At 59.6% G+C, this 25910-nt stretch carries 22 protein-coding genes; 11 read left to right on the top strand and 11 right to left on the bottom strand.

What is annotated here, in order from left to right; genetic code table 11:
* Window positions 1-106: 106 nt before the first annotated feature.
* The 6 genes from aroQ (at window position 107) to BSP75_RS19890 (ending at window position 5795) form a co-directional block, all read left to right on the top strand.
* Window positions 107-556 carry a type II 3-dehydroquinate dehydratase gene (gene aroQ / locus BSP75_RS19915; protein WP_042060050.1) on the top strand — a complete coding sequence of 150 codons (450 nt, stop codon included), beginning with the start codon at window positions 107-109 and terminating at the stop codon, window positions 554-556.
* Between the two features lie 36 nt (window positions 557-592).
* Window positions 593-1048: an acetyl-CoA carboxylase biotin carboxyl carrier protein gene (gene accB / locus BSP75_RS19910; protein WP_042658503.1), complete on the top strand. Its 456-nt coding sequence runs from the start codon at window positions 593-595 to the stop codon at window positions 1046-1048.
* 15 nt (window positions 1049-1063) lie between these two features.
* Window positions 1064-2404: an acetyl-CoA carboxylase biotin carboxylase subunit gene (accC, locus tag BSP75_RS19905; RefSeq protein WP_042060046.1), complete on the top strand. Its 1341-nt coding sequence runs from the start codon at window positions 1064-1066 to the stop codon at window positions 2402-2404.
* A 163-nt stretch (window positions 2405-2567) separates the two neighbouring features.
* A complete protein-coding gene (locus tag BSP75_RS19900; protein WP_075114363.1) occupies window positions 2568-2831 on the top strand; it encodes a DUF997 family protein in 264 nt (87 codons plus the stop codon).
* Complete coding sequence (gene panF, locus BSP75_RS19895; protein ID WP_075114362.1) at window positions 2821-4278, top strand: sodium/pantothenate symporter; 1458 nt, start codon at window positions 2821-2823, stop codon at window positions 4276-4278. Before BSP75_RS19900 ends, panF begins: the two co-directional genes overlap by 11 nt.
* Window positions 4279-4367: 89 nt before the next feature.
* Window positions 4368-5795, top strand: a complete 1428-nt coding sequence (locus BSP75_RS19890) for a PTS transporter subunit EIIC (RefSeq protein WP_058052415.1) — start codon at window positions 4368-4370, stop codon at window positions 5793-5795.
* A gap of 1 nt (window position 5796) precedes the next feature.
* On the opposite strand, the gene BSP75_RS19885 is transcribed toward BSP75_RS19890, so the two are convergent.
* Window positions 5797-6669: a LysR family transcriptional regulator gene (locus BSP75_RS19885; RefSeq protein ID WP_075114361.1), complete on the bottom strand. Its 873-nt coding sequence runs from the start codon at window positions 6667-6669 to the stop codon at window positions 5797-5799.
* A 100-nt stretch (window positions 6670-6769) separates the two neighbouring features.
* On the opposite strand from BSP75_RS19885, the gene BSP75_RS19880 reads away from it, so the two are divergent.
* The 4 genes from BSP75_RS19880 to BSP75_RS19865 all read left to right on the top strand — a co-directional run bounded on the left by BSP75_RS19880 (window position 6770) and on the right by BSP75_RS19865 (window position 11093).
* Window positions 6770-7786 carry a zinc-binding alcohol dehydrogenase family protein gene (locus BSP75_RS19880; protein WP_075114360.1) on the top strand — a complete coding sequence of 339 codons (1017 nt, stop codon included), beginning with the start codon at window positions 6770-6772 and terminating at the stop codon, window positions 7784-7786.
* Between the two features lie 628 nt (window positions 7787-8414).
* The gene (gene prmA, locus BSP75_RS19875; RefSeq protein WP_075114359.1) at window positions 8415-9293 is read left to right on the top strand and encodes a 50S ribosomal protein L11 methyltransferase; all 879 of its coding nucleotides are present in this window, start codon (window positions 8415-8417) and stop codon (window positions 9291-9293) included.
* 201 nt (window positions 9294-9494) lie between these two features.
* Window positions 9495-10472 (top strand): D-2-hydroxyacid dehydrogenase family protein, encoded by a 978-nt coding sequence (locus BSP75_RS19870; protein WP_075114358.1) that lies wholly within the window; start codon window positions 9495-9497, stop codon window positions 10470-10472.
* A gap of 66 nt (window positions 10473-10538) precedes the next feature.
* Window positions 10539-11093, top strand: coding sequence for a sugar O-acetyltransferase (locus BSP75_RS19865; protein ID WP_075114357.1), 555 nt, complete (start codon window positions 10539-10541; stop codon window positions 11091-11093).
* Between the two features lie 380 nt (window positions 11094-11473).
* On the opposite strand, the gene BSP75_RS19860 is transcribed toward BSP75_RS19865, so the two are convergent.
* Window positions 11474-12022 (bottom strand): NAD(P)H nitroreductase, encoded by a 549-nt coding sequence (locus BSP75_RS19860; RefSeq protein WP_075114356.1) that lies wholly within the window; start codon window positions 12020-12022, stop codon window positions 11474-11476.
* Between the two features lie 114 nt (window positions 12023-12136).
* Entirely contained in the window at window positions 12137-14164 is a 2028-nt protein-coding gene (locus tag BSP75_RS19855; protein WP_075114355.1) for an NADPH-dependent 2,4-dienoyl-CoA reductase, read from the bottom strand.
* A gap of 318 nt (window positions 14165-14482) precedes the next feature.
* Between BSP75_RS19855 and sppA the strand changes: the two genes are divergently transcribed.
* A complete protein-coding gene (gene sppA / locus BSP75_RS19850) occupies window positions 14483-16327 on the top strand; it encodes a signal peptide peptidase SppA (RefSeq protein WP_075114354.1) in 1845 nt (614 codons plus the stop codon).
* Window positions 16328-16418: 91 nt separating this feature from the next.
* Here sppA and BSP75_RS19845 read toward each other — a convergent pair whose 3' ends face one another.
* The 8 genes from BSP75_RS19845 to BSP75_RS19810 all read right to left on the bottom strand — a co-directional run bounded on the left by BSP75_RS19845 (window position 16419) and on the right by BSP75_RS19810 (window position 25567).
* Window positions 16419-17339: a L,D-transpeptidase family protein gene (locus tag BSP75_RS19845; RefSeq protein WP_042656694.1), complete on the bottom strand. Its 921-nt coding sequence runs from the start codon at window positions 17337-17339 to the stop codon at window positions 16419-16421.
* Between the two features lie 511 nt (window positions 17340-17850).
* Window positions 17851-19092 carry a tetratricopeptide repeat protein gene (locus tag BSP75_RS19840; RefSeq protein ID WP_075114353.1) on the bottom strand — a complete coding sequence of 414 codons (1242 nt, stop codon included), beginning with the start codon at window positions 19090-19092 and terminating at the stop codon, window positions 17851-17853.
* Window positions 19093-19103: 11 nt separating this feature from the next.
* A complete protein-coding gene (locus BSP75_RS19835) occupies window positions 19104-19739 on the bottom strand; it encodes an energy transducer TonB (protein ID WP_042656692.1) in 636 nt (211 codons plus the stop codon).
* A 16-nt stretch (window positions 19740-19755) separates the two neighbouring features.
* Window positions 19756-20163 carry a biopolymer transporter ExbD gene (locus BSP75_RS19830; protein WP_005338933.1) on the bottom strand — a complete coding sequence of 136 codons (408 nt, stop codon included), beginning with the start codon at window positions 20161-20163 and terminating at the stop codon, window positions 19756-19758.
* Between the two features lie 67 nt (window positions 20164-20230).
* On the bottom strand, window positions 20231-20758 hold the full coding sequence (locus tag BSP75_RS19825) for a MotA/TolQ/ExbB proton channel family protein (RefSeq protein WP_041212455.1): 528 nt from the start codon (window positions 20756-20758) through the stop codon (window positions 20231-20233).
* Between the two features lie 10 nt (window positions 20759-20768).
* Window positions 20769-22142, bottom strand: a complete 1374-nt coding sequence (locus tag BSP75_RS19820; protein WP_075114352.1) for a MotA/TolQ/ExbB proton channel family protein — start codon at window positions 22140-22142, stop codon at window positions 20769-20771.
* Window positions 22139-22903 (bottom strand): DUF3450 domain-containing protein, encoded by a 765-nt coding sequence (locus tag BSP75_RS19815; protein ID WP_075114351.1) that lies wholly within the window; start codon window positions 22901-22903, stop codon window positions 22139-22141. The genes BSP75_RS19820 and BSP75_RS19815 overlap by 4 nt, the downstream gene beginning before the upstream one ends.
* 108 nt (window positions 22904-23011) lie before the next feature.
* On the bottom strand, window positions 23012-25567 hold the full coding sequence (locus BSP75_RS19810) for a TonB-dependent receptor (RefSeq protein ID WP_075114350.1): 2556 nt from the start codon (window positions 25565-25567) through the stop codon (window positions 23012-23014).
* Window positions 25568-25910: the final 343 nt, after the last annotated feature.

Here is a 25910-nt window from a genome sequence, read left to right as displayed (position 1 = left end):
AATCTGTGTGCCAGGGCACACCGATTTGCGCAGAAAATGGCTAGATTTCTGGTAGTCCACAAGATAGCTGATAGATAGCAGCATTATCATCGAGGATGCACTCAATATGTCGCAAAATCACCGAATTCTCCTGCTCAACGGACCAAACCTGAATCTGCTGGGCAAACGGGAACCGGGTATCTACGGCAGCAAGACGCTCGATGAGATCGTCGCCGATCTGAAGCTTAACGCCAGCGAACTCGGTGTCACTCTGGAACATCTGCAATCCAACGCCGAACATGAGTTGGTCAGCCGCATCCATCAGGCCATGGGCCAGGTGGATTTTATCATCATCAATCCAGCCGCCTTCACCCACACCAGTGTCGCCATCCGCGATGCGCTGCTGGGCGTTGCCATCCCTTTTATCGAGGTTCACCTGTCAAACGTCCATGCCAGGGAGCCGTTCCGTCATCACTCCTATCTGTCTGATGTCGCCAAAGGGGTCATTTGTGGTCTGGGGGCCGATGGCTACCAATTCGCTTTAACCGCGGCCGTGCACCATCTGCGCGCGGCTTGATAATCACTGATCAGATAAAGAAGAAAGAGAATGCTAATGGATATCCGCAAAATCAAGAAGCTGATTGAACTGGTTGAAGAGTCCGGCATCGCCGAACTGGAGATCTCCGAAGGTGAAGAGTCCGTTCGCATCAGCCGCAACTTCTCCGGTCAGGTGACCACCGCCATGCCGCAGATGATGATGCAGCAAGCCGCTCCGGTTGCAGCTCCTGCCGCTGCCGCCCCGGTTGCCGCACCTGCCGCTGATGCCGCGCCGAGCGGTCACCTGATGCGCTCCCCGATGGTTGGTTCCTTCTACCGCTCCTCCAGCCCGGATGCCAAACCGTTCGCGGAAGTGGGTCAGCACGTCAATGTCGGCGACACCCTGTGCATCGTCGAAGCCATGAAAATGATGAACCAAATCGAGTCTGACAAGGCCGGTGTGATCAAAGCGATCCTGGTTGAAAATGGTCAGGCCGTCGAATTTGACGAGCCGCTGTTCATCATCGAATAAGGGAAATCGCCACCCATGTTGGACAAAGTAGTCATCGCCAACCGCGGTGAAATTGCCCTGCGGATCCTGCGCGCTTGTAAAGAGCTCGGGATCAAGACAGTGGCCGTTCACTCCACCGCCGACCGGGAGCTCAAACATGTGCTGCTGGCCGACGAATCCATCTGTATCGGCAAACCGGCCAGTACCGACTCCTACCTCAACGTCCCGGCGATCATCGCCGCCGCCGAGGTAACCGGTGCCGTGGCCATCCACCCGGGTTACGGCTTCCTCTCCGAGAACGCCGATTTCGCCGAAGTGGTCGAAAAATCCGGCTTCATCTTCATCGGCCCTAGGCCTGAGACCATTCGCCTGATGGGTGACAAGGTCTCCGCCATCGAAGCGATGAAGAAGGCTGGCGTACCGTGCGTACCGGGCTCTGACGGCCCCGTCGACAACGACGCCAAGCACAACGCCGCCATCGCCAAGCGCATCGGCTATCCGGTGATCATCAAGGCCGCCGGTGGCGGTGGTGGTCGCGGCATGCGCGTGGTGCGCAATGAAGCGGAACTGGCGGGCGCTATCGCCCTGACCAAATCCGAAGCAGGCCAGTTCTTCAAGAACGACATGGTCTACATGGAGAAGTACCTGGAAAACCCGCGCCACATCGAAATTCAGGTGTTGGCAGACGGCCAGGGCAACGCCCTCTATCTGGGCGAGCGTGACTGCTCCATGCAGCGTCGCCACCAGAAAGTGGTGGAAGAGGCACCGGCACCGGGCATCACCGCCGAAATGCGCAAGTTCATCGGCGAGCGCTGCGTGCGCGCCTGTATCGAGATCGGCTACCGCGGTGCGGGTACTTTCGAGTTCCTGTACGAGAACGGCGAGTTCTATTTCATCGAGATGAACACCCGTATCCAGGTTGAGCATCCGGTCACCGAGATGGTCACCGGTATCGATCTGATCAAGGAGCAGCTGCGCATTGCCGCCGGTCAGCCCCTGTCGATCACCCAGCAGGATATCCGCATCCGTGGCCATGCCATCGAGTGCCGGATCAACGCCGAAGATCCGGCCACCTTCATGCCCTCTCCGGGTCTGGTGCAGCGCTTCCACGCGCCGGGTGGTCTGGGTGTGCGTTGGGACTCCCACATCTATGCCGGTTACAAGGTACCGCCCCACTACGATTCGATGATCGGCAAGCTGATCTGCTACGGCGAGAATCGTGACATTGCCATCGCCCGCATGCGCCATGCGCTGGACGAGCTGGTGGTGGAAGGGATCAAGACCAACGTACCGTTGCAAAAAGAGATCATGAAAGACGAAAACTTCCAGCACGGTGGCACCAATATCCACTACCTGCACAAGAAGTTGGGTCTGTAAGATCTCGCAGGCAGAACAATCACTTCCGGCCAGATAGCAGCCAGCTGTTTATCTGCAATCCAGCCGGAAGTTGGCTCCGCAAGGGGCCTCTGCTGAAAAAGGGCCATGGCGACATGGCCCTTTTTTGTTATCCTTGCGCCCCTCAAATTTGTCGGAGGCCAAGGTGAACCGTTTTGCTCTCGCCCGCCGGGAAGCAGCTTTCTGCCTGCTGCTGACCCTGTTCTACTTCTTTGCCTGGTATGGCACCGCCTACTTTATCCCGCTCCAGCTGGAGTGGTGGGGGCTGCCGCTATGGTTCCTGCTCAGCTGCATGGTGATGCCACTGCTGTTCATTCTGCTCTGCGCCCTGATGGTGAACCGGCTGTTTGTGGAGATCCCCCTCGATACCCACTCCCCTTCCGGCAAGGAGTCATCCCATGAATCTTGAGCTGATGCTGCCGCTCGTCATCTATCTGGTGCTGGTGCTGGGGGTCGGTTTTTGGGCCAGCCGCCATCGCGCCGAAGGCAACTTCGTGCAGGAGTATTTCATCGGCAACCGCAGCATGGGCGGGCTGGTGCTGGCGATGACGCTGGTTGCCACCTACACCTCGGCCTCCTCCTTTATCGGCGGGCCGGGTGCCGCCTACAAGATTGGTCTGGGCTGGGTATTGCTGGCGATGATCCAGCTGCCCACCGTCTGGCTCACCCTGGGTGTACTTGGCAAGAAATTCGCCATCATCGCCCGCCGGGTCAATGCGGTGACCATCAACGACATGCTGTGGGCCCGCTATCAGAGCAAGGCGGTGGTGATCCTCGGCTCCGTCACCATCATCCTCGCCTTTATCGCGACCATGGTGGTGCAGTTTATCGGCGGTGCCCGCCTGCTGGAGACCGCCACCGGCCTCTCCTACCAGCAGGGGTTGATGCTTTTTGCCAGCTGCGTGCTGCTCTACACCATCATCGGCGGCTTCCGTGCGGTGGTGATGACCGATGCCCTGCAGGGGATCATCATGCTGATCGGCACCGGCGCCCTGCTGGCGGGGATCCTGATTGCCGGTGACGGTCTGCCGAACCTTATCCACCAGCTCAGGGAGATCGATCCCAAGCTGGTGAGCCCGCAAGGGGCCGATGACATGCTGACCCAGCCCTTTATGCTGAGCTTCTGGATCCTGGTCTGTGTCGGGGTGGTGGGGTTGCCCCACTCGGCGCTGCGCTGCTTTGGCTATCGCGACAGCAAGGCGCTCCATCGTGGCATTCTGATCGGCACCGTGGTCAGCGCCCTGTTGATGTTCGGCATGCATCTGGCTGGCGCCCTCGGCCGCGCCATCCTGCCCGGCATGGACAGTCCGGACAAGATCATGCCCTCCCTGATGATGGAAGTGCTGCCCCCCTGGCTGGCCGGGGTCTTTCTGGCTGCACCGATGGCGGCCATCATGTCCACCATCGACTCCCAGCTGATCCAGGCCTCCGCCACTCTGGTGAAAGATCTCTACCTCAACTACCTCAGCCCGAAACAGGAGAAGCTCGAGGTGCGCATTCCGCGCCTCTCCCTGCTCTGTACCCTGATCCTCGGCACTCTGGTGCTGCTGGCGGCGTTGCAACCGCCCGAGATGATCATCTGGCTCAACCTGCTCGCCTTTGGCGGTCTGCAGGCAGTGTTCCTCTGGCCGCTGGTGCTCGGCCTCTACTGGTCGCGGGCCAACGGCCCGGGCGCGCTGGCCAGCATGGTCAGCGGCATCGTCAGCTATGGGGTACTGAGTCAGTGGGGGATCAAGCTGGCTGGCCTGCACGCCATCGTGCCGAGCCTCACGCTGGCACTGGTGATCTTTATCACGGTGAGCCTGCTAACGGCGCCACCCTCGCGGGAAGTGCGCGAGCTTTTCGAGCAGAAATAATAAAAAGATAAATTAGGGGTTCCAAAACTATCCCCAAATGGGTGGTTTCCGGTTAAACTGTGCGCCAAGTCACAAAAAGTAGCCGCTGTATGCCCGTAAAAGCCACTCGACAAGTCGTCACTCAAGCCCTGCAGCGGCTCGGTTATGCCCTGCTGCTGCCCGTCTCCATCCTGCCGATGGCGGCGTTGATCTACCGGCTTGGGCAACCCGACGTACTCGATTTGGCGGTGCTCTCCCTCACCGGTCAGGCGATCTTCAGCCAGATGCCGCTCATCTATGCGGTGGCGATCGCCTTTGGCCTGAGTCGGCAGGAGCTGGGCGGACAGACGCTGGCGGGGGCGGTCAACTTCCTGCTGCTCAGCACCGCTTTCAACACGCTGGCCCCCAACCTGCACGCCGACATGATCTGCGGCCTGCTGGCGGGGCTCACCACCGCCATCATCTATCCCTGGGTTCACCAGCAAACACTGCCTCGCTGGCTGCAAATCGCCAAGGGGGAGTTTCCCAGCCTGCTGGTTTCGGCCTTGGCCTGCCTGCTGATCGCCATCCCCCTCTCGCTGCTGTGGCCGCCGCTGGAGCGCGGGCTGACCCTGCTCACCTCCGAGCTGCTCACCACGCCGTTTGGCGCCTTCTGCTACGGCACCCTCAACCGCTTGTTGATCCCGCTCGGGCTGCATCAGGTATTGGGCAGCGTCATCGGCCTTGGCGAGAGCAACCTGCAGGCGCTGGCCGCCGCCCAACCCCTTCATGAAGGGTATGTGGCCGGTCTCTACCCCATCATCATGTTCGGCCTGCCGGGCGCCTGTTTTGCCATCTGGCTGCACCGCCAGCGGATGCAGCGGTTGCCACAGGGCGGGCTGCTGCTCACCTTGGCGCTCACTTCGGCACTGGTGGGTATCACCGAGCCCATCGAGTTTCTGTTCGCCTTTACCGCCCCTTGGCTGTTTCTGGCCCACGCCCTGCTGACCGGGCTATCGTTGGCGGTCTGCAGCGGGCTGGGGATCAAGGTGGGCAGTTACTTCTCCGCCGGACTGCTGGATCTGGTGCTGAGCTATCAATCCGGTGAGCACAGCTTCTGGCTCATTCCGGTCGGTATCCTGTTCTTCGTCGCCTACACCCTGCTGTTCTATCAGCTGCTGGAGCGCGCCCCCCTCAGCATGCCGAGCAAGCCCATCGCAGTGGAGCATCCGCGCCTCGCCAGTGTTGCCCCCTCCGACCCGCAGATGCTGGCGATCCAGTACCTCAAGGTGCTGGGCGGGATGGACAATCTGGTGGCGATGAGCGTCTGTCTCACCCGCCTCAGCCTGCGGGTGCGCGATATTTCGCTGGTGGATCAATCCCGCCTGCTGGGGCTGGGCTGCCTCTCCTGGATCCAGCTCAACGACCACCAGCTGGTGCTGGTGCTGGGCCCCAGTGCCAGCCTGATCGAAGGGCAGATCCGCATGCTGGCGGAGCGCCAGTCGGTGCCCCTCGGCCTCAAACCCAATCAGGAGTCGGCCAGCCAGAGCAGCTGGTAACTCAGGCGAACGGCAACCGCTCGGCCACGAAATCCATCAGGGTACGCAGAGCGGGGGCCAGATGCTCCCGACTCGGATAGATAAGGTAAAACGGGTTGGCCGGAATGGGCTGATCCGGCAACACCTTCTGCAACCGCCCCGCCGCCAAATCCCCTTCACAGACATGGTGGGGCAACAAGGCAACCCCCCCGTCATGCAGCGCCATCTCCCGCAGCGCCAGCAAGCTGTTGCTGACACAGGCCCCCTGCGGCCGCCAGCCCCCCTCCTGCAATGGCCACACCGGCATGGCCGAGTGCACCAGACAGGCATAACGGCCCAGCTCGCTCAGCTGTTGCGGCATGCCGTGGGCCGCCAGATAGGCAGGTGCGGCCACCAGATGGCGTGCCACCTGACCGATGCGCCGACAGATGAGGCTGGAGTCTTTCAGCGGCGCCGCCCGAAGCGCCAGATCGTACCCCTCCCCCACCAGATCGAGCTGTTCATCGCTCAGGGTCAGCTCCAGCACTACCTCGGGATATAGAGCGCGAAACTCGGCGAGGATCCGACCAAGCAGCAGGGTGCCGGTCGCCTCGGGGGCGGTGATCCGCACCCGCCCCGCCGGGGCCGAGCGCAGCCGCGCCATCGCCAGATTGGCGCTGCGGGCCAGTGCCAGCAGTCCCTGGCAGTGCTCCACATAGAGCTCCCCCTGCGGCGTCAGGCTCAACCTGCGGGTGGTGCGCTGCAACAGCCGCACCCCGAGCTGGGATTCGAGCCGCGAGATCTTCTGGCTCACCGACGATTTGGGCATACCGAGCAGCTCGGCGGCTCGGGTAAAGCTCCCCTGCTCCACCACAGTGGCGAACAGTCCCATCAACTCCAGATCGACATTGTTCATATATTCAAACAGTCTTTACCGATTACCCATCTTAATCTTGATAATCAACCAGACTAGAGTGAGTGGCAATCCCGAACACAGCGATTTGAAAGGAAAAGCCATGAAAGCCATTGCCCTGACTCACTATCTGCCAAGCGACCACCCCGACTGCTTTATCGCCGCCAACCTGCCCGATCCCGTTCCGGGTCCGCGGGATCTGCTGGTGCGCGTCACCGCTACCTCCGTCAATCCGGTGGATACCAAGGTGCGCTCCCCCAAGGCCAAAATTGAAAGCGCGCCCCGAGTGCTGGGCTGGGATGCGGTGGGGGAAGTGATCGCCATCGGCAGCGAAGTCACCCTGTTCAAAGCGGGTGACCGGGTCTGGTATGCCGGCGACATCAGTCGCCCGGGCAGCAACAGCGCCTTGCAACTGGTGGATGAGCGCATCGCCGCCATCGCCCCCACCAGCTTGAGCGATGTGGAAGCCGCCGCCCTGCCGCTCACCGCCATCACCGCTTGGGAGACGCTGTTCGAGCGCTTCGCCCTCACCCGCGAGAGCCGTGGCAAACTGCTGATCATCGGCGGCGCTGGTGGCGTGGGTTCCATCGCCATCCAGCTGGCTCGCCAGCTCACCGGCATGGAGGTGATTGCGACCGCATCCCGCCCAGAGAGCCGTGAGTGGTGCCTCGAAATGGGCGCCCATCAGGTTGTGAACCACCACAAGTTGCAGGAGGAGCTGACCGCCCTTGGCATCACTCAGGTCGATGCCATCTTCTGCACCAACGCTACTGCCGAGCACTGGGCCACCATGGCCGGGCTGATCCGCCCGTTTGGCCATATCTGTACCATCGCCGAATCGAGCGAGCCGTGGGATCTCTCCCTGCTCAAGAGCAAGAGTGTCACCTTCAGCCAGGAGTTCATGTTCACCCGCTCCCTGTTCCAGACGCCGGACATGATCGAGCAGCACCGCCTGCTCGGCCGGGTGGCAGCACTGGTCGATGAAGGGGTATTGCAGACCACCCTGACCAGAACCATCCCGTCACTGACCCCGGTCACGCTGGCTCAGGCCCATGCCGAGGTGGAGGCGGGCCGTATGGTAGGCAAGCTGGTGATCGACATGAGCGACTTCGCCAACTAAGCCCTCAAACGCACCATGATGGGATAAGTTCACCAAGGAGATGCCCCAAACGGGCACAACCAGCGGCACTCATGCCAGCCAGCAGCAGGCCAACGTCCGGCAATCAGCCAAAAAAGAGGCCATTTCGCGAGAAATGGCCTGAATACCTGAACATTGGGGTAACAATCACACACATATCCTTATGCAGGACACATTTTTCTTTGCATCTNTTCGCGAGAAATGGCCTGAATACCTGAACATTGGGGTAACAATCACACACATATCCTTATGCAGGACACATTTTTCTTTGCATCTGCCGTGCCAACAGCAGCATGAATGCGCCAAAGCGGCGCCAGCCCGTCCTTGAGCAAGGTGTCGACCTTGCTCTTTTTTTTTTGTCTGGCAGATTTCTTACCAGGCAAACAAGGGCTGAAAAAAAAATGCCACCCAAGGGTGGCAGTGAAAGATGACGGAACTTGAGCAAAGCGTTCAGCGAAAACCGATCGTCTTCGCCTGCATAGAGCAATACAGGAACCGTGCCAATCCGGCAAAAGCCCCCCCATATCCCCCCACATCATGGGCAAACCACGACAGCACAGCCCCATGATGATAGAATCTCGCGGTTTCACATTTATGAAGAGTCGACGCCATGCCCTGGATACAAATTCGAATCAACGCCACTGCCAAGACCGCAGACAAGGTGAGCAACATGCTGCTGGGGCGTGGAGCCCAGGCTGTGACCTTTATGGATGCCAAGGATGTGCCCGTCTATGAACCCATGCCCGGTGAAACCCCGCTCTGGGGCGAGACCGAAGTGATGGGTCTGTTCGATGCCGAAACCGATCCGGCCCCCACCATCGCCTTCTTCCAGCAGATCTTCGGCGAAAACGTCGGCTACAAGGTCGAACAGCTGGAAGACAAGGACTGGGTACGCGAGTGGATGGATCACTTCCACCCAATGCAGTTTGGCGAGCGCCTCTGGATCTGCCCTAGCTGGCGCGATGTGCCAAATCCTGATGCGGTCAACGTCATGCTGGACCCGGGCCTGGCCTTCGGTACCGGTACCCACCCCACCACAGCCCTCTGCCTGCAGTGGCTGGACGGGCTGGATCTGACCGGTAAAACCGTGGTCGACTTTGGCTGTGGCTCAGGCATTCTCGGCATCGCCGCCCTGAAACTGGGTGCCGCCCGCGTCATCGGCATCGACATCGACCCGCAAGCCATCCAGGCCAGCCACGACAACGCCGAGCGTAACGGCGTCGCCGGCCAGATTGAACTCTACCTGCCGGCCGACCAGCCGCAAGACGTCGAAGCGGACGTGGTGGTCGCCAACATCCTGGCCGGCCCGCTGCGCGAACTGGCGCCGCTTATTGCCGGCCACGGCAAAGCGGGCAGCCTGATGGCCCTCTCCGGCGTGCTGGAGAGCCAGGCGCCGGAGCTGGAAGCCATCTATGGTCAGTGGTTCGAGATGGACCCGACCGCCGTCAAAGAAGAGTGGTGCCGCCTCTCTGGCCGCAAGCACGGCTAAGTGCGGGCAGCATTAACGCCGACCTCATACAATCAGGGCTCCCGTTCGGGGGCCCTGATTGTTTTGGCCTGCCGAGCTCTTCCCAGTCCGTGGACATAGGCTTGATCACCCGCCCTTCTAACTGTGTTCATTTGAATACAACAGACACCTTTATTCCGGTAAGATAGCGGTCCGAGCCAACGCAGCCGAGAGGGACTTCTTATGCGAATTGCTATTCTGGATGACTATCAGGATCAGGTGCGCCACCTCCCCTGCTTTGCCCTGCTGGCGGGTCATGACGTTACCGTCCTCAACCAGAGCGAACCCGATCTGGCACAACTTGCCGCCAAGCTGGCAGATGTGGAAGCACTGGTGCTGATCCGCGAGCGTACCCGCATCGACGAACAACTGCTGATACAGCTTCCCACCCTTAAATTCATCAGCCAGACCGGCAAAGTCAGCCAGCATATCGACCCGATACTGTGCCTGCGGTACGGCGTTGCAGTGGCAGAAGGGAGCGGCAGCCCTATTGCTCCCGCCGAGCTCTGCTGGGCGCTCATCATGGCCGCCTCCCGCCATATACCTGCTTACAGCCAGGCTTTGAGCCAAGGCCAATGGCAGCAATCTGGCGACCTTGGTTTGGGACGCACGCTGCATGGGCTGACGCTCGGCATCTGGGGCTACGGCAAGATAGGCCAACGGATCGCCCGCTATGGCAAGGCATTTGGCATGTCGGTACTGATATGGGGCAGTGAGGCTTCTCGCAGGCAGGCCGAGCTGGATGGCTATACCAGCGCCTCCAGCAAGGAGACATTCTTCAGTCAGGCCGATATCCTCTCACTGCATCTGCGTCTGAACGAAGCAACCTGCGGCTGTGTTAACCGGGCCGATCTCGCCCTGATGAAAGCGGACTCCCTGCTGGTCAACATCAGCCGGGCCGAGCTTATCGAGCCGGGCGCCCTCTATGCAGAGCTATGCAACCATCCTGGGAAACGGGCCGCGATCGATGTGTTTGACATCGAACCGGCAACGCCACAAAACGAGCCCCTGCTGCGCCTGCCCAACGTATTGGCGACACCTCATCTCGGCTATGTGGAGCAAAACAGCTACGAACTCTACTTTCGCGTGGCGTTCGAGAATGTACTGGCCTTTGCCGAAGGCAGACCTGCCAATCTGGTTCTGCCCGTATCGGGTGGATGATCACGTTCCTCCTGCCGTATTGGCGCCAATATCCAATCCCATGACAGATGAAGGAAAGGAACCTCCATGAGCGAATACCAGAAGATGATCAGCAGCCAACCTTACAACTGCATGGCTCCGGAATTAGCCCAGTTGCGCCGGGAGGCGGCACGGCGCTACCGCCGTTTCAATCAGGCGGAAGAGGAAGCAGAGCAGCGGGCGCTGTTGGCGGATCTGATTGGCGAACTGGCAGAGAACGCCTCTATCTGCCCGCCCCTCTACTGCACCTATGGCCGCCATATCCAGCTTGGCAAGGACTCCTACATCAATATGGGGGCGACCCTGCTGGATAATGCCCCCATCCGCATCGGTGCCAACGTGATGATTGGGCCAAATGTGCAGATCTATACCGCAGCCCATGCGCTGGAGGCCGACGAACGGATTCAGGGAACAGAGACGGCACTGCCGGTCACCATTGAAGACAAGGTCTGGATTGGGGGTGGCGCCATCTTGCTGCCCGGCGTCACCATAGGGCGGGAGGCGATCGTCGGCGCGGGTGCCGTAGTCACCAAAGATGTACCGGCCGGAGCTCGGGTAGTCGGCAACCCTGCCCGGATCCTGCCAGCCAAAAACAGGGCATAAGGTAGCCAACCGGGCGGTGAGCCGATGCCGCCATCAGCTCACCGCCGCCCCGACACCCCATAAAAAATAAAGCCCAATGTCACGAAGACGTTGGGCTGTTAAAAGGTGCTACGGAATTGCGACTCTCATCGCAGAAAAATTAGAAGGAGTGCCCTTCTAAACTGGCAGGGAGATATTATCGAATGCGCAAACGTTTTACATAGTGAAATACAACAGGATTGCGAGGTACATCGCACTATTTAAATAATTACCTGCTATGGCGCGCGAAGCCTCTTTGACCCATTTATTTTCCCCAACCACTCTGGTTACTATTCACGGTTAAACAAAAAAGCCCCGATTTCTCGAGGCTTTACTTTTTCTAGCGCAACGTGACCGAGGTGTCAGAAACGGCGGGCAAACTCATCACGCGGCAGTTCGCGTAGTTTGCGCGCTTCCAGCATGGGGGTGCCGAGGTAGAGGAAGCCCACCAGCTGATCTTCCGCCGCCAACCCCAATCCCTTGTTGATCTGAGCATCGAAGATAAACCAGCCGGAGCGCCAGATGCCGTTGAAGCCCTGCGCCTGCGCCGCCATCTGCATCGCCATCAGGGCGCAACCGGCGGAGAGCTCCTGCTCCAGTTTCGGCACCTTGGGGTGCTCCTGATAACGGGTTGCCACCGCCACGACCAAGGGCGCCCGCAGCGGCGCTTCGCTGCACTTCTTGACGCTATCGTCATCCTCGCCACGAGCACGGGCAGCCTCGGCCAACAGCTTGCCCAACCGCTCGCGCCCCTCCCCTTCAAACAGAATGAATTGCCAGGGAGTCAGGGTGCCGTGATCCGGCGCGCGCAGGCCCGCCTTGAGGATATTGTCGAGCACCTCTCCGGCAGGAGCGGGATCGGCGAGACGGCCACAGGAGTGGCGGTTGAGCAACAGGGTGAGGGCATCCATGGGCAATTCCTTCTCTGGGGCAATGATGGCGCTACCTTAGCACAGCACCGAATGAAGAAAACCCCTGAGGCTCAGGGGTTTATCGCACTATAAAGGGTAGGATGGCACAGCTGGCTAGATGACCGCAGCCAGCTCGGCCCCCTGCCGGATGGCCCGCTTGGCATCCAGCTCGGCAGCCACGTCGGCACCGCCGATGATATGCACCGGCTTGCCTGCCGCCTGCAACCCAGCCTGCAGCTCTTTGAGGGGCTCCTGCCCGGCGCAGATGATCACCTGATCCACCGGCAGGCACTGCTGCTTGTCGCCCACCTGGATATGGAGCCCGTCGTCATCGATGCGCAGATATTGCACGCCGGAGAGCATCTCCACCTTGCGGTTCTTGAGCACGGTACGGTGGATCCAGCCGGTGGTCTTGCCAAGGCCGTCACCCACCTTGCTCTCCTTGCGCTGGAGCAGCCAGATCTGGCGCTCGGGTGCATCGACTTCAGGAGTGGTGAGGCCACCGCGCTCGCCAAGCTGCTTGTCGATGCCCCACTCCTTGAGCCAGTGATCACGGTGGCTCCCGGCATCTGTCTCAACCCTTTTCTCCACAAGGAATTCGGCCACATCGAAGCCGATGCCGCCAGCGCCGATCACCGCCACCTTCTCGCCGACCGGCTTGTGATCCCGCAATACATCGAGGTAGTTCAATACCTTGGGATGCTCGATCCCCGGGATGTTGGGGGTACGCGGGCGGATACCGGTGGCGAGGATCACCTCGTCAAAGCCGCCGCCGAGCAAGCTCTCGGCACTCTGGCGCTGACCAAGGTAAAGCTCGACGCCACACTTCTCCAGCCGTTTGGCGAAATAGCGCAGGGTTTCGTGAAACTCCTCCTTGCCCGGGATCTGCTTGGCGAAGTTGAACTGGCCGCCAATCTCGCTCGCCTGATCGAACAGGCTCACCTGATGGCCGCGCTCGGCGGCGTAGCAGGCAAACGCCAGTCCGGCCGGGCCTGCTCCCACCACTGCCAGCTTTTTGGGCTGGGGCACCCGACCGAACGTCAGCTCGGTCTCGAAACAGGCGCGGGGATTGACCAGACAGGAGGCGCGCTTCTGCTTGAACACATGGTCGAGGCAAGCTTGATTGCAGGCGATGCAGGTGTTGATCTCGTCTGCACGGTTCTCGGCCGCCTTGATGACAAATTCGGGATCCGCCAGGAAGGGGCGCGCCATGGAGACCATATCCGCCTCGCCGCCCGCCAGAATGCGCTCGGCCACCTCCGGAGTGTTGATCCGGTTGGTGGTGATGAGCGGCACCTTGAGGTGCTTTTTCAGCTCGGCTGTGACCCAGCTGAAGGCGCCGCGCGGCACGCTGGTAGCGATGGTGGGAATGCGCGCTTCGTGCCAGCCGATGCCGGTGTTGATCAGAGTAACCCCCACCGCTTCCAGCGCTTTGCCAAGGGCGATCACCTCTTCCAGGGTCGAGCCCTGCTCCACCAGATCCAGCATGGAGAGGCGGAAGATGATGATGAAGTCGGTGCCAACCCGCTCGCGGATGGCGCGGACAATCTCCACCGGGAAGCGCATACGGTTTTCGCTGCTACCGCCCCAGCCATCGGTGCGCTTGTTGGTACGCTCGCAGATGAACTGGTTGATGAGATAACCTTCCGAGCCCATCACCTCGACGCCGTCATAACCGGCCGCCTTGGCCAGCGCAGCTGTAGCCGCGAAGTCGCGGATGGTGCCACGGATCTGCCGCTCGCTCATGGCGCGCGGCTTGAACGGGGAGATGGGGGCCTTGAGGGCGCTCGGCGCCAGACTGAACGGATGGTAGGCGTAGCGACCGGCATGGAGGATCTGCAGCGCGATCTTGCCCCCCTCCTGATGCACGGCGCTGGTCACCTTCTTGTGCTTGCTCACCTGCCAGGGGAAGCTCAACTGCGAACCGTGAGGCACCAGCCGACCGCGCAGATTGGGGGCGATACCGCCGGTGACGATGAGGCCAACGCCACCGCGGGCTCGCTCGGCATAAAAGGCGGCCAGCTTGTCAAAACCGCCCTTCTCCTCTTCGAGGCCGGTATGCATGGAGCCCATCAACACACGGTTGCGCAGCTGGGTAAAACCGAGGTCAAGGGGCGTCAGCAGATGGGGATAGCGACTCATGATGCCTTCCTCTTTAAAGCCAGGGTGCATGGAACAACGCCCAACACCCGGTTGCGCAGTTGGGTAAAACCAAGGTCGAGCGGGGTCAGCAAGGTCGGATAGCGGCTCACGATGCCTCCAGTTAATTTTTTGTTATCAAACTGAGGCTAGAGTAAAGAATCGAAAATCCTTTTTCAAACAAATGTTTGGACAAACTTTCAGCGAACAGCCGTGCCCTGAACGAAGATAGGCGGGATCCACCAGTGGGAAATGGCAATTTCGCCCGCAACTGGTTAATAATGACCCTTCTCTACCCATTAACAGGGCGATAACGCGACTATGTCTATTTTCAAAGGTCTGGGTTGGTTGTTCCGCAGCCTGTGGCGCCTGCTCAATTTCACCCGGCTGATGCTGGTCAATCTGCTGTTTCTCATCGTAGTGCTGGTCATCGTCTTCAGCGTCAGCCAGAAAGAGGCCCCTCAGGCTCCCATCGAAGGGGCGCTGACCCTCAATCTCAACGGCGTGCTGGTGGAGCAACGCTCCCAGACCGATCCCACAGTACAACTGCTGCGCCAGATGGACAGCAGCGACGAACAGCCGAGCGAGATCGTTCTCTCCGACCTGCTGTGGGCCATCAAGAGTGCCAAGGATGACGAGCGCATCAAGGCGCTGGTGATCAAACCGCAAGGGCTGCAGGGGGCCAACTTCAGCAAACTGCAGGAGGTGGCTAGCGCCATCGATGAGTTCAAGGAGAGCGGCAAACCGGTGATCGCCATGGCCGACTTCTATAGCCAGTGCCAGTACCTGCTGGCGGCCCACGCCGATCACGTGCTGCTCAACCAGAGCGGCGCTGTAGTGATCGAGGGGCTTGGCGTCTACCAGACCTACTTCAAGTCGGCGCTGGAGAAGCTCAACATCACCCCGCACGTGTTCAAGGTCGGCACCTACAAATCCTTCGTCGAACCCTATACCCGCGACGAGATGTCCCCCGAGAGCAAAGAAGCGAACCAGCGCTGGCTGGATCAGCTGTGGCAATCCTATGTGGCCGATGTCGCCGAACAGCGCGAAATCGAACCCGATGCGGTCGCGCCGGGCAAGGAGCGCTTCCTCGAGTTGCTGCGCAAAGCCGGTGGCAATGCCGCCAACTACGCCCTCGACAACGGTCTGGTGGATCAGCTGGCTACCCGCGACGAGATGACCCAGGCGGTCATTAAAGAGGTTGGTGAAGCGGACGATCACGGCTGGAAAGGGGTCGGCCTGAAAGAGTATCTGGCTGCCGCGCCCGAACAGTATCCCCAGAGCGGCAAGGATGAGGTGGGTCTGGTGGTCGCCAGCGGCGCCATCATGGATGGCGTGCAGCCTGCCGGTACCATCGGTGGCGATACCCTCTCCGATCTGCTGGCCGATGCCCGCCGCGATGACAAGGTTAAAGCCGTGGTCTTGCGGGTCGACAGCCCCGGCGGCAGCGCCTTCGCCGCCGAGCAGATCCGCGCCGAGCTGCTGGCCCTGAAACAGGCAGGCAAACCGGTGGTGGTCTCCATGGGCAGCTATGCCGCCTCCGGTGGTTACTGGATCTCCGCCGATGCGGACAAGATTTTCGCCTCCCCCACCACCCTCACCGGTTCCATCGGGGTGTTCGGCATGTTCGCCACCATCGACAAGGCGTTGGCCCAGTTCGGTGTCCATACCGACGGGGTCGGCACCACAGATTACGTCGGCGTCGGCCCGACCCGCGCCCTGCCGGATCACGTCGGTCAGGCGATCCAGCTGAGCGTGGAGGATACCTATCAGCGCTTCATCGGTCTGGTCAGCAAGGGCCGAGGCCTGAGCCCGGAAGAGGCCGAGAAAGCGGCCGAAGGTCGCGTCTGGACCGGTGAAGATGCCAAGACCCTGGGTCTGGTGGACGAGTTCGGCAATCTGGATGACGCCATCAAGGCCGCCGCCGAGCTGGCCAACCTCAAGGAGTGGCAGGTGACCCCCATCGAGCAGGAGGAGTCTGCCAAAGACAAGTTCCTGCGCCAGCTGTTTGACAGCAGTGCCGGCGTGCTGGCTCCGCAGTTACAAAGCTGGTTGCCAGCGGGATTTGGCAAGGCGCTGGTTGAAGTAAACCGCAGCCTCGACCCGCTCACCCGCTTCAACGACCCGCAAGGCACCTACGCCTTCTGCCCGGTCTGCGTGCAGTAACCAGGCGGCGAATGCCTCATAAAAAACGGCGACCATCTGGTCGCCGTTTTCTTTATCCAGCCGGTGCGCGTAGCACCGCCAACTTGCTCAATCAGGGATTGAGGCGGGTCGGCATACCGGTACGCTGTTCCAGTACCTGCTTGACCACGTTGGAGTCAGACTCGGCGTGAGCGATGAAGCGGGTAATGGCCGGGGTCATCGGAAGCGGCACGGAAGCGGTGGAGTTGAACTCCTCTTCGTTGCGCGACAGCGGCTCGTGTACTTCCATGTAGCGACCGCCATCCGGCTCGACCGTGGTCTTGACCGGCTGGTTGACGAACTGGACGCGGGTGCCGACCGGCACGTTGTCGAACAGATACTTGATGTCGTCAGCGCGCAGACGCACACAACCGCTGCTCACCCGCAGACCGATACCGAAGGTGGCGTTGGTGCCGTGGATGGCATAGAGGTTGCCGATGTAGAGGGCGTGCAGACCCATGGGGTTATCCGGGCCGGCTGGCCATACTGCCGGCAGGGTCTTGCCCTGGGCGGCATAGCGGCGACGGATGTTCTCGGTCGGGGTCCAGGTCGGGTTGGCGCGCTTGCGCTCTACCTTGGTGATCCAGTTTTCCGGGGTGTTGACCCCCAGCTGGCCGATCCCGATAGGCAGCACTTCTACCACGTTCTTCCCTTTCGGATAGTAGTAGAGACGCATCTCGGCAACGTTGATAACGATCCCTTCGCGCGGCGCGTTGGGCAGGATCAGCTGGTGGGGGATGATCAGGGTGCTACCCGCCTTCGGCAGATAGGGATCAACGCCCGGGTTGGCTTCCATGATGTTGGTCAGACCCAGCTGGAAGTCGGAGGCGATCTGCTCCAGCGGACGGTTGTCCGCAGGCACCACGTATTGCTGGTTTTCACCGATCAGGCGGCTGTTGGCCGCAGGCAGACGGTACTCGACGGCGGCAGCCTGCTGGCTGACCAGCGCAAATGTGCATAAAAGGGCCGAAGCGGCAGTGCGAAGGGGATTCATAAAATTCCTGTGTGGTTTCCTGTACCAAATGGGCCGGAGGCCGTCTTATCCTCGGTCTGCCGATGGCGGGTCAACCTGCACCACGGCGCCAATAACCGAGCGCGCATTCTTTCCTGAGTCGGCCAAAATTTCAACTTCGATATGTTGCTTTTCTTGTTAAAAGTGGCCGTTTTCGGTGTGACGCTTATCAACAAGGCAAAAGCCACCCTAACAAGTCGCAGCTGAGAGAAAGATGAACGGTACTGGTGCCCAGCGAGCAGGCCCCCCGAGCTCCCATTAACCACGGCGCTGCGCCAACTGGTGTCACGGTTGCCGCGGTGGCTGAAACGTTTGTCACATCGGGGGAGATAGACCAATGTCGACAAAAGCTCTTTATTGGCATGAAAAGGGATAAAACAGCGCCTCGGCCACCAGCAGGTGCTGGCTGCCGCCATAAAAAAACCGCTCCGAAGAGCGGTTAATGGAGCCACCAGGCAACCATAAAAGGGACTACAGGTAGTTGTCATTGGCATTACTGGACGGCTGCCTCCCCCGCGCCACCCTGCTCCTTGAGGAAGCTGATCCAGGGGGATGCCCGACCGCTGACGTTCCCATTCTGAGCCGCCTGGGTGAAGGCGTTGAGCGCTTCCTTCGGCTTTTGTTGCTCAAAATAGGCGACCCCGGTCAGGAACTTGAGATCCGCACGCTGCTCACCATTGGCATTAGCTGCCGGTTTGGCGGCCAGCGCCACCAGATCCTGATAGCGCTTGCTCTGGATCATCATGCGCGCCATTTTCAACTGCAATTCGGCGCTCGGGGCCAGCTGATAGGACTTGGCCAGGGTGTCGATGGCCGGATCCAGCTCCTTGGCCTGATGCCAGTAGTTGGCCAGGGTTTTGTAGTTGCTGGCGCTCTGCTCAATCACCCCGTCCTTCATCCCCTTCTCCATCACCCGAGCAGCGCGATGGGGAATGCCGCTGAAGGCGAGGTAGTTGGCCAGCCGCTGCAGCTCGGCGGCCTCGGTCAGCATGCCGAGGTTGTAGGCCGACTCCAGCGCCGCCAGTGCCTTGCCATCATTCCCCGCCTGCATATGCATGGCCGAGAGCTGGGTCCAGTACTTCTTCTTCTCCGGGAACATGTTGACCAGAGAGGTCAGTACCTCGGTCGCCGGTTTGTACTGTTTCAGCTCGTAGTGAGCGCCCATTTTCAGCAGATACCAGGACTCCGGCGCTTTACCTGCCGACAGCTTGATCGCCTGATCCACCGCCGGGATCGCGTCACGGTACTGTTTGAGCTGCACGTGGGCGTTGGCCAGGGTGATATAGGCATGGGAGTTGGGCTTGTCATCCTTGCCCTGGTTGGCAAACCACTCCTTCATGGTCTTGATCGACCCCTGGAAGTTGCCCTCAGCCATATAGAGCTGGGCCAGGTTGTAGCGCACCTGCTGGGCCACCGGTGGCGGCAGGCCGCCTGTCGCGATGGCATCGGCAAAGTACTTGGTCGCCTGACCGTATTTCTCCTGCTGGGCGGCCACGAAACCGAGGGTTTGCAATATGACTCCCTTGTCGTAGACCCGTTCGCCCGCACCAGAGAGCGCATCTTGCAACTTGGCATTTGCCTCGCCGTATTTCTTCTCGGTGATCAGCTCCTGCGCCTTGTTGACCGCCCGATAGGCCCGATCCGACAGGGTCGGCTGCTCGGCGGCCCAACTGGCGGTGCTGAGCAGCACCGCCATGGCGACCGGGGCGAGGATCATCTTGTGTAACTTGTTCATCGCCACCTTCCTTAGTTGACCGCAAACTCGATTTCTTGCTGCATCCGGCTCGCCTGCGGCTTGCCATCCACCATGGCCGGTTTGAACGTCCATTTGGCGATGGTTTTGCGCGCCTCTTTGCCGAGGTCATAGCTGCGCGGCTCTTCCTTGACGATCCGCACGTTGCTGACAGTACCGCGCTCGGTGACGGTGAACTCCACCAGCACCTTGCCGGAGGCCAGACCCGCCAGTGCCGCCTTGCGGGGCATCATGGGCTCGAAGGTCGCCAGCGGAATGGCACCATTGTTGCCACCGACGCCGCCACCGCCGCCGCCGGTGCTGTAGGCACCCAGTGCGTTGCCACCACCGATGTTGACCGGGATGTCGAGCTTGGGCATGTCCATCGGCGCGCTATCCATCTTCGGCCGATCTGTGCTGGCCACTTCCATCTCGGGAGGAGGCGGCGGACGCTTGGGCGGCGGCGGTTTGGGCAGCTCCCGCTGTTTCTCTTGCAGGGTCTCCTGGGGCTTGAGGCGGATGAAATCGGTCATGGTGACGTCATCCTTCTCCACCAGCTCCCGGTGATCCGGTGTGATCAGCTTGTTCATTCCCAGAAACAGAAAGAACACCACCACACAGGAGACCGCCAACGATATCAGGTATCTCATAGGTCTCTCTCCGGCATCAGCTGCTCTTGTCTGCCGCGATGGAGATGTTCTGGACACCGGCCATGCGGATCTGATCCATGACCTGCACCACCAGACCGGAACGGGATTCGTTATCGGCCTGGATCACCACGGCGCTCTCCGGGTTTTCGGCCCGCAGCCGCTCGATGTTGGCGCGTACCGCCCCCACCTCGACCACCCGCTTGTCGACCCAAACCTGACCGTTTTCGCGCACCGCGACCATGATATTGCCCTTCTTCACCGTCTCGGCCGTGCTGGCACTGGGACGGTTGATCTCGACACCGGACTCCTTGACGAAGGAGGTGGTAACGATGAAGAAGATCAGCATGATGAACACTATGTCCAGCATGGGGGTCAAATCGATAGCCGCCTCGTCAGCACCGCTGTCGCTGTAACGTTTTCTCATAGCAGAAACTCCTTGCTTGTTCTGTGCCCCCGGCAGGCCATGCCTCGCCGGGGGTATGCATCCTGCATCAACCGTGTTTCAGGTTGTCTTCCAGCTTTTGCACCGCCAGTTTGGCCTTGTGATCGAGCTGGTTGACAAAAAACAGGCCGGAAAGGGCGGCAATCATGCCCGCCATGGTCGGTACCGTTGCCTTGGAGATCCCGGATGCCATCGCTCGCGGCGAACCGGTGCCGGTGATGGCCAGGGTGTCAAACACCTGCACCATCCCCACCACGGTGCCGAGCAGCCCCATCAACGGGCAAAGAGCAATCAGCACCTTGATGACCGGCATCCCCTTGTCCACCGCCATGGCGACCCGTGAGACCAGCTCGCGCCGGATCTGCCTGGCAGACCAGGAGAGATGATCGGTGCGGGCCAGCCAGGTGGCCTTGGTCTGCTTCACCTGCTTGGGGTAAACCGCCATGAAGTAGAACCAGCGCTCCAGCAATAGGGCCCACATCATCAGGGTCAGGAAGAACAGGGCGACCAGTACATCGCCCCCCAATCCCAAAAACCGGCGGACCGACTCGACTTCTTCAATCAACCAGAACCACATGGGTGACTCCTTACGCTGCGGCTTTGGAGGCGTGCAGACGTTCCTGATAACGGGCGACGAAACCGGCGCTCTGCTCTTCCAGCACCTGGATCAGACGACGGCTCTGGGTCTGCACAATGGTGTAGAGGAACAGCATGGGCACCGCGACGACCAGACCCTGCATGGTGGTCACCAGCGCCTCGGAGATACCGCCCGCCATCAGCTTGGGATCGCCGGTACCAAACAGGGTGATGGCCTGGAAGGTAGCAATCATCCCCACCACGGTACCGAGCAGACCTAGCAGCGGCGCGACCGAGGCGATCAGCTTGATGAGGCTGATGCCTTTCTCGAACTTGGGCACGTTGCGCAGGATGATCTCGTCGAGCTTGGATTCCAGATCCTCGATGTTGTCACCGCGATGGTTCTGGTAAGCCCCCAGCATGTCACCAATGGGGTTGCCCTTGATGATCTGATCGGATTTCAGCTGCTTGCGCATGGACGAACCGATCAGCGACAGGCGTACGCCACAGAAGATGGCTAGCAGGGTACCGATGACCCCCAATGCCAGGATCACATAACCCACGGAACCACCCTGATCGATCCGCTCTTTGAGGGTCGGCGACTGCACCAGCAGAGAGAGGATCACACCGCGAGACGGGTCGATAAAGATGGGTTTGACCCCGTCACCACCCGCTTCAAACTCGGCAATGGGCTCCAGCACGCTCTTCTCCGGTTGACGGGAGAGCTGCTCGAACTTGCCGGTTTCCGGCACGAAGGTGAGGTACTTGCCTTCGGAGACGGTATTGAACTCACCGATCTGGGTGACGGTCTTCTCTGCCTGGTTGCCCTCGCCGTAGACCACGGTCGCCGGGATCTGGCTCACCTTGCCACCATCCACCATGCGGCTGAGGGTGGTGGTCCAGAACGCTTCCAGATCGTCGCTGGAGGGGAGCTCTTTACTCTCGGCCAGACGGGTCAGCAGGGCGGATTGCTCCGGATGCTCGACCCGACGAGCGGAGGCGTTGAAGATCCCCTTGAACTCACCGGCAAACTGACGCAGCACACCAAACATCTCGCCCATGTTGCCGGAACGCTGGCGCAGGGTTTCGGTCAGCTCGGTCAGCTGCTTGTCGTTGGCATCGAAAGTCGCCTTGAGCTGCTCGCCCTTGGCGGTTTCGGCAGCCAGCTCGGCCTTGGCCTTGGCCAGCAGCGCCCCTTGCTCGTTCTTGTCTGCCAGGAAGCGGGCCTCCCGCTCCTTGTTGAGTTGGGATTCGCTCAGGCTGGAGGCCTTGACCTGGTTCAGCAGTGCATTGAGATCCACCGGTTTTTCGGCGGCGGTCACCGGCAGGGTGACCAGGGTTGCTCCCGCAATCAGGGAGGCAATAGCAAGTTTGATTCCTTTCATGATGCTTTCTCCGCAGTTTGAACCGGCAGCTTGATCAGCGCGGGCGGCGCCTGCTTCTTGGCGATGCGAAGGCCCTGTTCAACCGCACTGCGATACTCCTGGGGCAACTCTTCCCACTGGCGAGTCTTCTTGTTCCACATGCCGGTCTCATTGCCATCCGGGGACTGGTAGAGTAGGGCGATACGGCCGACGCGCAGGAACTCGTAGGTCTTCTCGCTGCCATCCTTGTCCAGGCTCGCCTTGTAGGACTCGAGGGTGCGGCTGAAGCCCTCCTCGATCTGGTAGGCCTCCAGGATCTTGCGGTACTTCTCGGAGATGGTGACATCGGCCCGGTTCATCAGGTCGGTCAGGGCCGCTACGCGGTCCTCCCGCTCGACCTTCTGGAACGGCAGATCCAGTGACACAAACTGTTCGAGGGAGTCGATCATCTTGAGCATCAGGGGCACCACTTCGGTGCTGGTCTGATCGATCTGGGCGATCTGCTTTTGCATCGACGCCAGCTCGGCGCTCTGGGACTCGACCATCTTGCTCACCTGCTCGTTGTAGGTGCGCAGACTGTCGACCTGCCGCAGGGCGGCCTTGTACTGGGCCAGTGCAGATTCGGCAGATTCGGCATAGCTGTCGATCTTCTGCTGGGAAACTTTGGATGCATTATTGGTGGCGGCTTGAGCGTCCACAGCCTGACCGGCAGTAGCGGCACTCAGATTGAAGCTGGTCAACAAGGCGGCCGAAACCAGGCTGCCAAGGAGCGCTTTCTTCATTGTAATGGTCCTTGTCTTCATAGGATTACCCTATCTCCGTAACTTCCTTGGACGTTGGGCACAGCCGGCCCGACCGGGCCGGCTGAGGTTGTATATCAACGGGGTTGATTAGAACTTCTGGGTGTAGTCGATGTAGTAGACGCGACCGTCGATGCCGTAGAGGTCTTCTTCATAGGTGAAGCCATCGCTCGACAGGGAAGGTCCGCGGTTGAACATGTTCTTCACGCCGGTCTGGATCTTGCCATTCCAGCTGGTATCGACTGCTACGTTCAGGTTCCAGATGGTGTTGGAAGCGATATGACCCTCTTCCTGTCCATTCACGTAATCCTGACTCTGGGAGTCGATATAGTTGGCGCTCAGATAAGCATCCAGATTCCACCACTGCGGGAAATTGGCACCGACCCCGGAGTTGAAGCGAAGGTCTGGCAACGCATTCCAACCCTTCTTGTCGATCATTGGGCCACCGGCAAACAGACCTTCCTCATACTTCAGGATGTAAGTGCCACCGAAGTCATAGCGCATCGTGAAGAAGTTGAAGTCGTACTTGTAGTCAGCCTTGAAGTCGATACCGCTGGTCTTGAGTTGCCCCAGGTTAACCATGCCGGCGTAGACCATTTCGACATCGCCGTTGGCGTCACGAATGACGTTCGGGTTGCTGCCGGTGTTGAGCTCCTGATAGAACTGGGTCTGGGTGGTAGCCAGCTGGATCACGTCATCAATCTTGATGTAGTAGTAATCGAGCGACAGGTTCAGGTTGTCCAACGGGTTGTAAGCAGCCCCGATGGTGAAGGTATTGGCAGTCTCTTCCTTCAGGTTCTTGTTGGCTTGACGCGTTGTGTCGTACTGCGCCTCGGAACAGTTGGTAACGCCATTGGCCTGGCAACCTACATAGTCCTTGGCAAAGTCGGCAGAGAACGAGTCTGCGGCATAGAGATCATCCAGACCCGGCGCGCGGAACGACTGGGACCAGGAGGTACGGAACATCAGCTGGTCGAGCGGCTGATAACGCAGACTCGCTTTGGGCGAGAAGGCGCTGCCAAAGTCGCTGTACTTGTCGTAACGGCCCGCCAGGTTCAGCTCGATCTGCTCGGTGATGGGGATCAGGCTCTCGATATAGGTGGCAAACACATCGCGCACACCGCTACCGGAGTTGCCGGATGAACCCAGTACGTTACCCGCTTCAGACTGGCTGTCGTAGGTGTCGGAGTAAACCCAATCGTTATACTCGGCCCCCAGATACCAGCTGACCGGGCCAGCGGGCAGTTCACCCATCTCCCAACCCAAACCACCGTACCACTGGAAGAAGTCCATTTTGGAGGTACGGCTGGTATCGTACGAAAGGTCATTGGTGGCCGCATCAGAGAAGCTGCCATTGACAAATTTACCGCTATTGACCTGAGTCTGTACTGCAGGCTCCAGAACGTAGCCGGAACCATTGCTGCGGTTATCTGTTTTGGAATACATGTAACCGGCGTTCCACTCCAGATCGCCTACCGCTTCGGTCGGCACAGTCCCTTCAAAACCCAGGTTCATGTTACCGGTCAAGTCAGTCACATCGTTGTCACGGGGGCCGACGTTGTTGAAGCGGTAGTAAACGGTCGCAGCCTTGGCGGTACTGAAGTTGTTGGCAGACAAGACTGCTGCGCTTTCAGGGGTGGAACCATCCACGGTGAAGGCACCGGCAGCTGGCGCGAAGCGACCAAAACTGGTGACACGGGAGCCAATCAACTGCGGTACGAAGTCCACGTTATCGTTAATGTGATAGCGGCCGTTCACATAGACGGTATCACGCGTCCGGGAAGCGGTTTTGGCGGCAACCTGGGCAAAGTCGAAGCGGCAGGCTGTCCCGACGGGCACGAAACCTGCGCCTGTATTGGCACAGTCGATGCCGTCCAGGGTGCGGGTAACCGTCTTGCCGGTAGTAGCATCAACCCCCTTGATATTGCGACCATAAATACTGGGGGCCTCGGCACCCTGCTTGGCCAGATAGTCACGATCCTTGGAGTAGATCACGTCTTTCACATCGTGCTCGTAAACCATCATCAGAGAACCCTTGTCCCCTGTGATGCCACTGACAATGGAACCACTCTGCTCGTCACCACCCTCTTCGGTCGGCGAACCGATACGCCCCTGGAAAGTCAGCCCTTCGAAACCCTCTTTGAGGATCACGTTGATAACGCCACCGATGGCATCAGAACCATACAGGGCGGAGCCACCATCAAGGTTCACTTCCACCCGCTCAACCGCCGCCATGGGGATGGTGTTCAGGTTGATAGAAGTACCACCCATGGTCGGTGAACCGGCGATCCGTTTGCCATTGAGCAGTACCAGAGTACGGGTAGAGCCCAAACCACGCAGACCAACGGTTCCCTGAGATTGATAGGAGTCGCCAGAGGAAGGGGAGTAACCACCAAAGGAGTTGTAGGAGGCCTGTTTCAGATAATCGGCCACAGTCTGCTGACCAGACTGTTCAATTTGGGCCTTGCTGACAGAGACAACCGGAGTCGCCCCCTCAACATCAACACGGGAGATACGGGAGCCAGTGACTTTGATTTTCTGCAGTTTTTCGACGTTCTGCCCTTCTTCGGCAGATACGGATGGGGCCGCCGCAAGGCTCGCCAAGGCGAACGCAACCGCAGCAGAGATTCTGCTCTTCCTAAGCATCGCTTATATCCTTCCTGGTTGTTTATTGTTTGCTTCCTGATACCGCCCTCTTTGGAGCGATGTGTAAGGCTTATCAATCTTTGACTAGCGGCGTCAATGGAGCAGGAGAGTGGCAAGGTTGGGCGTAGAATAAGCGGAGTGTATTAATTTTGACCGGCATAATTAGTGAATAATTCTGCAAAAAACAACCCATGCAATGTAAAAACATTGTTAAATGACGTAAATGGCGCTGAATTAAAATTTGATGAACTTATTAGTTAACGTGCTGTCTGTTTATATCTTATTTTGATTTATCGGCCTTAATAAGAATAAAACACTAACTTCATGAGGGTTTAACCTGACC

The organism is Aeromonas sp. YN13HZO-058, assembly GCF_001921245.1.
GTDB lineage: Bacteria > Pseudomonadota > Gammaproteobacteria > Enterobacterales > Aeromonadaceae > Aeromonas > Aeromonas allosaccharophila.
Note: the sequence above shows the minus strand (reverse complement) of the source record. Positions and strands in the feature narration are given on the sequence as shown.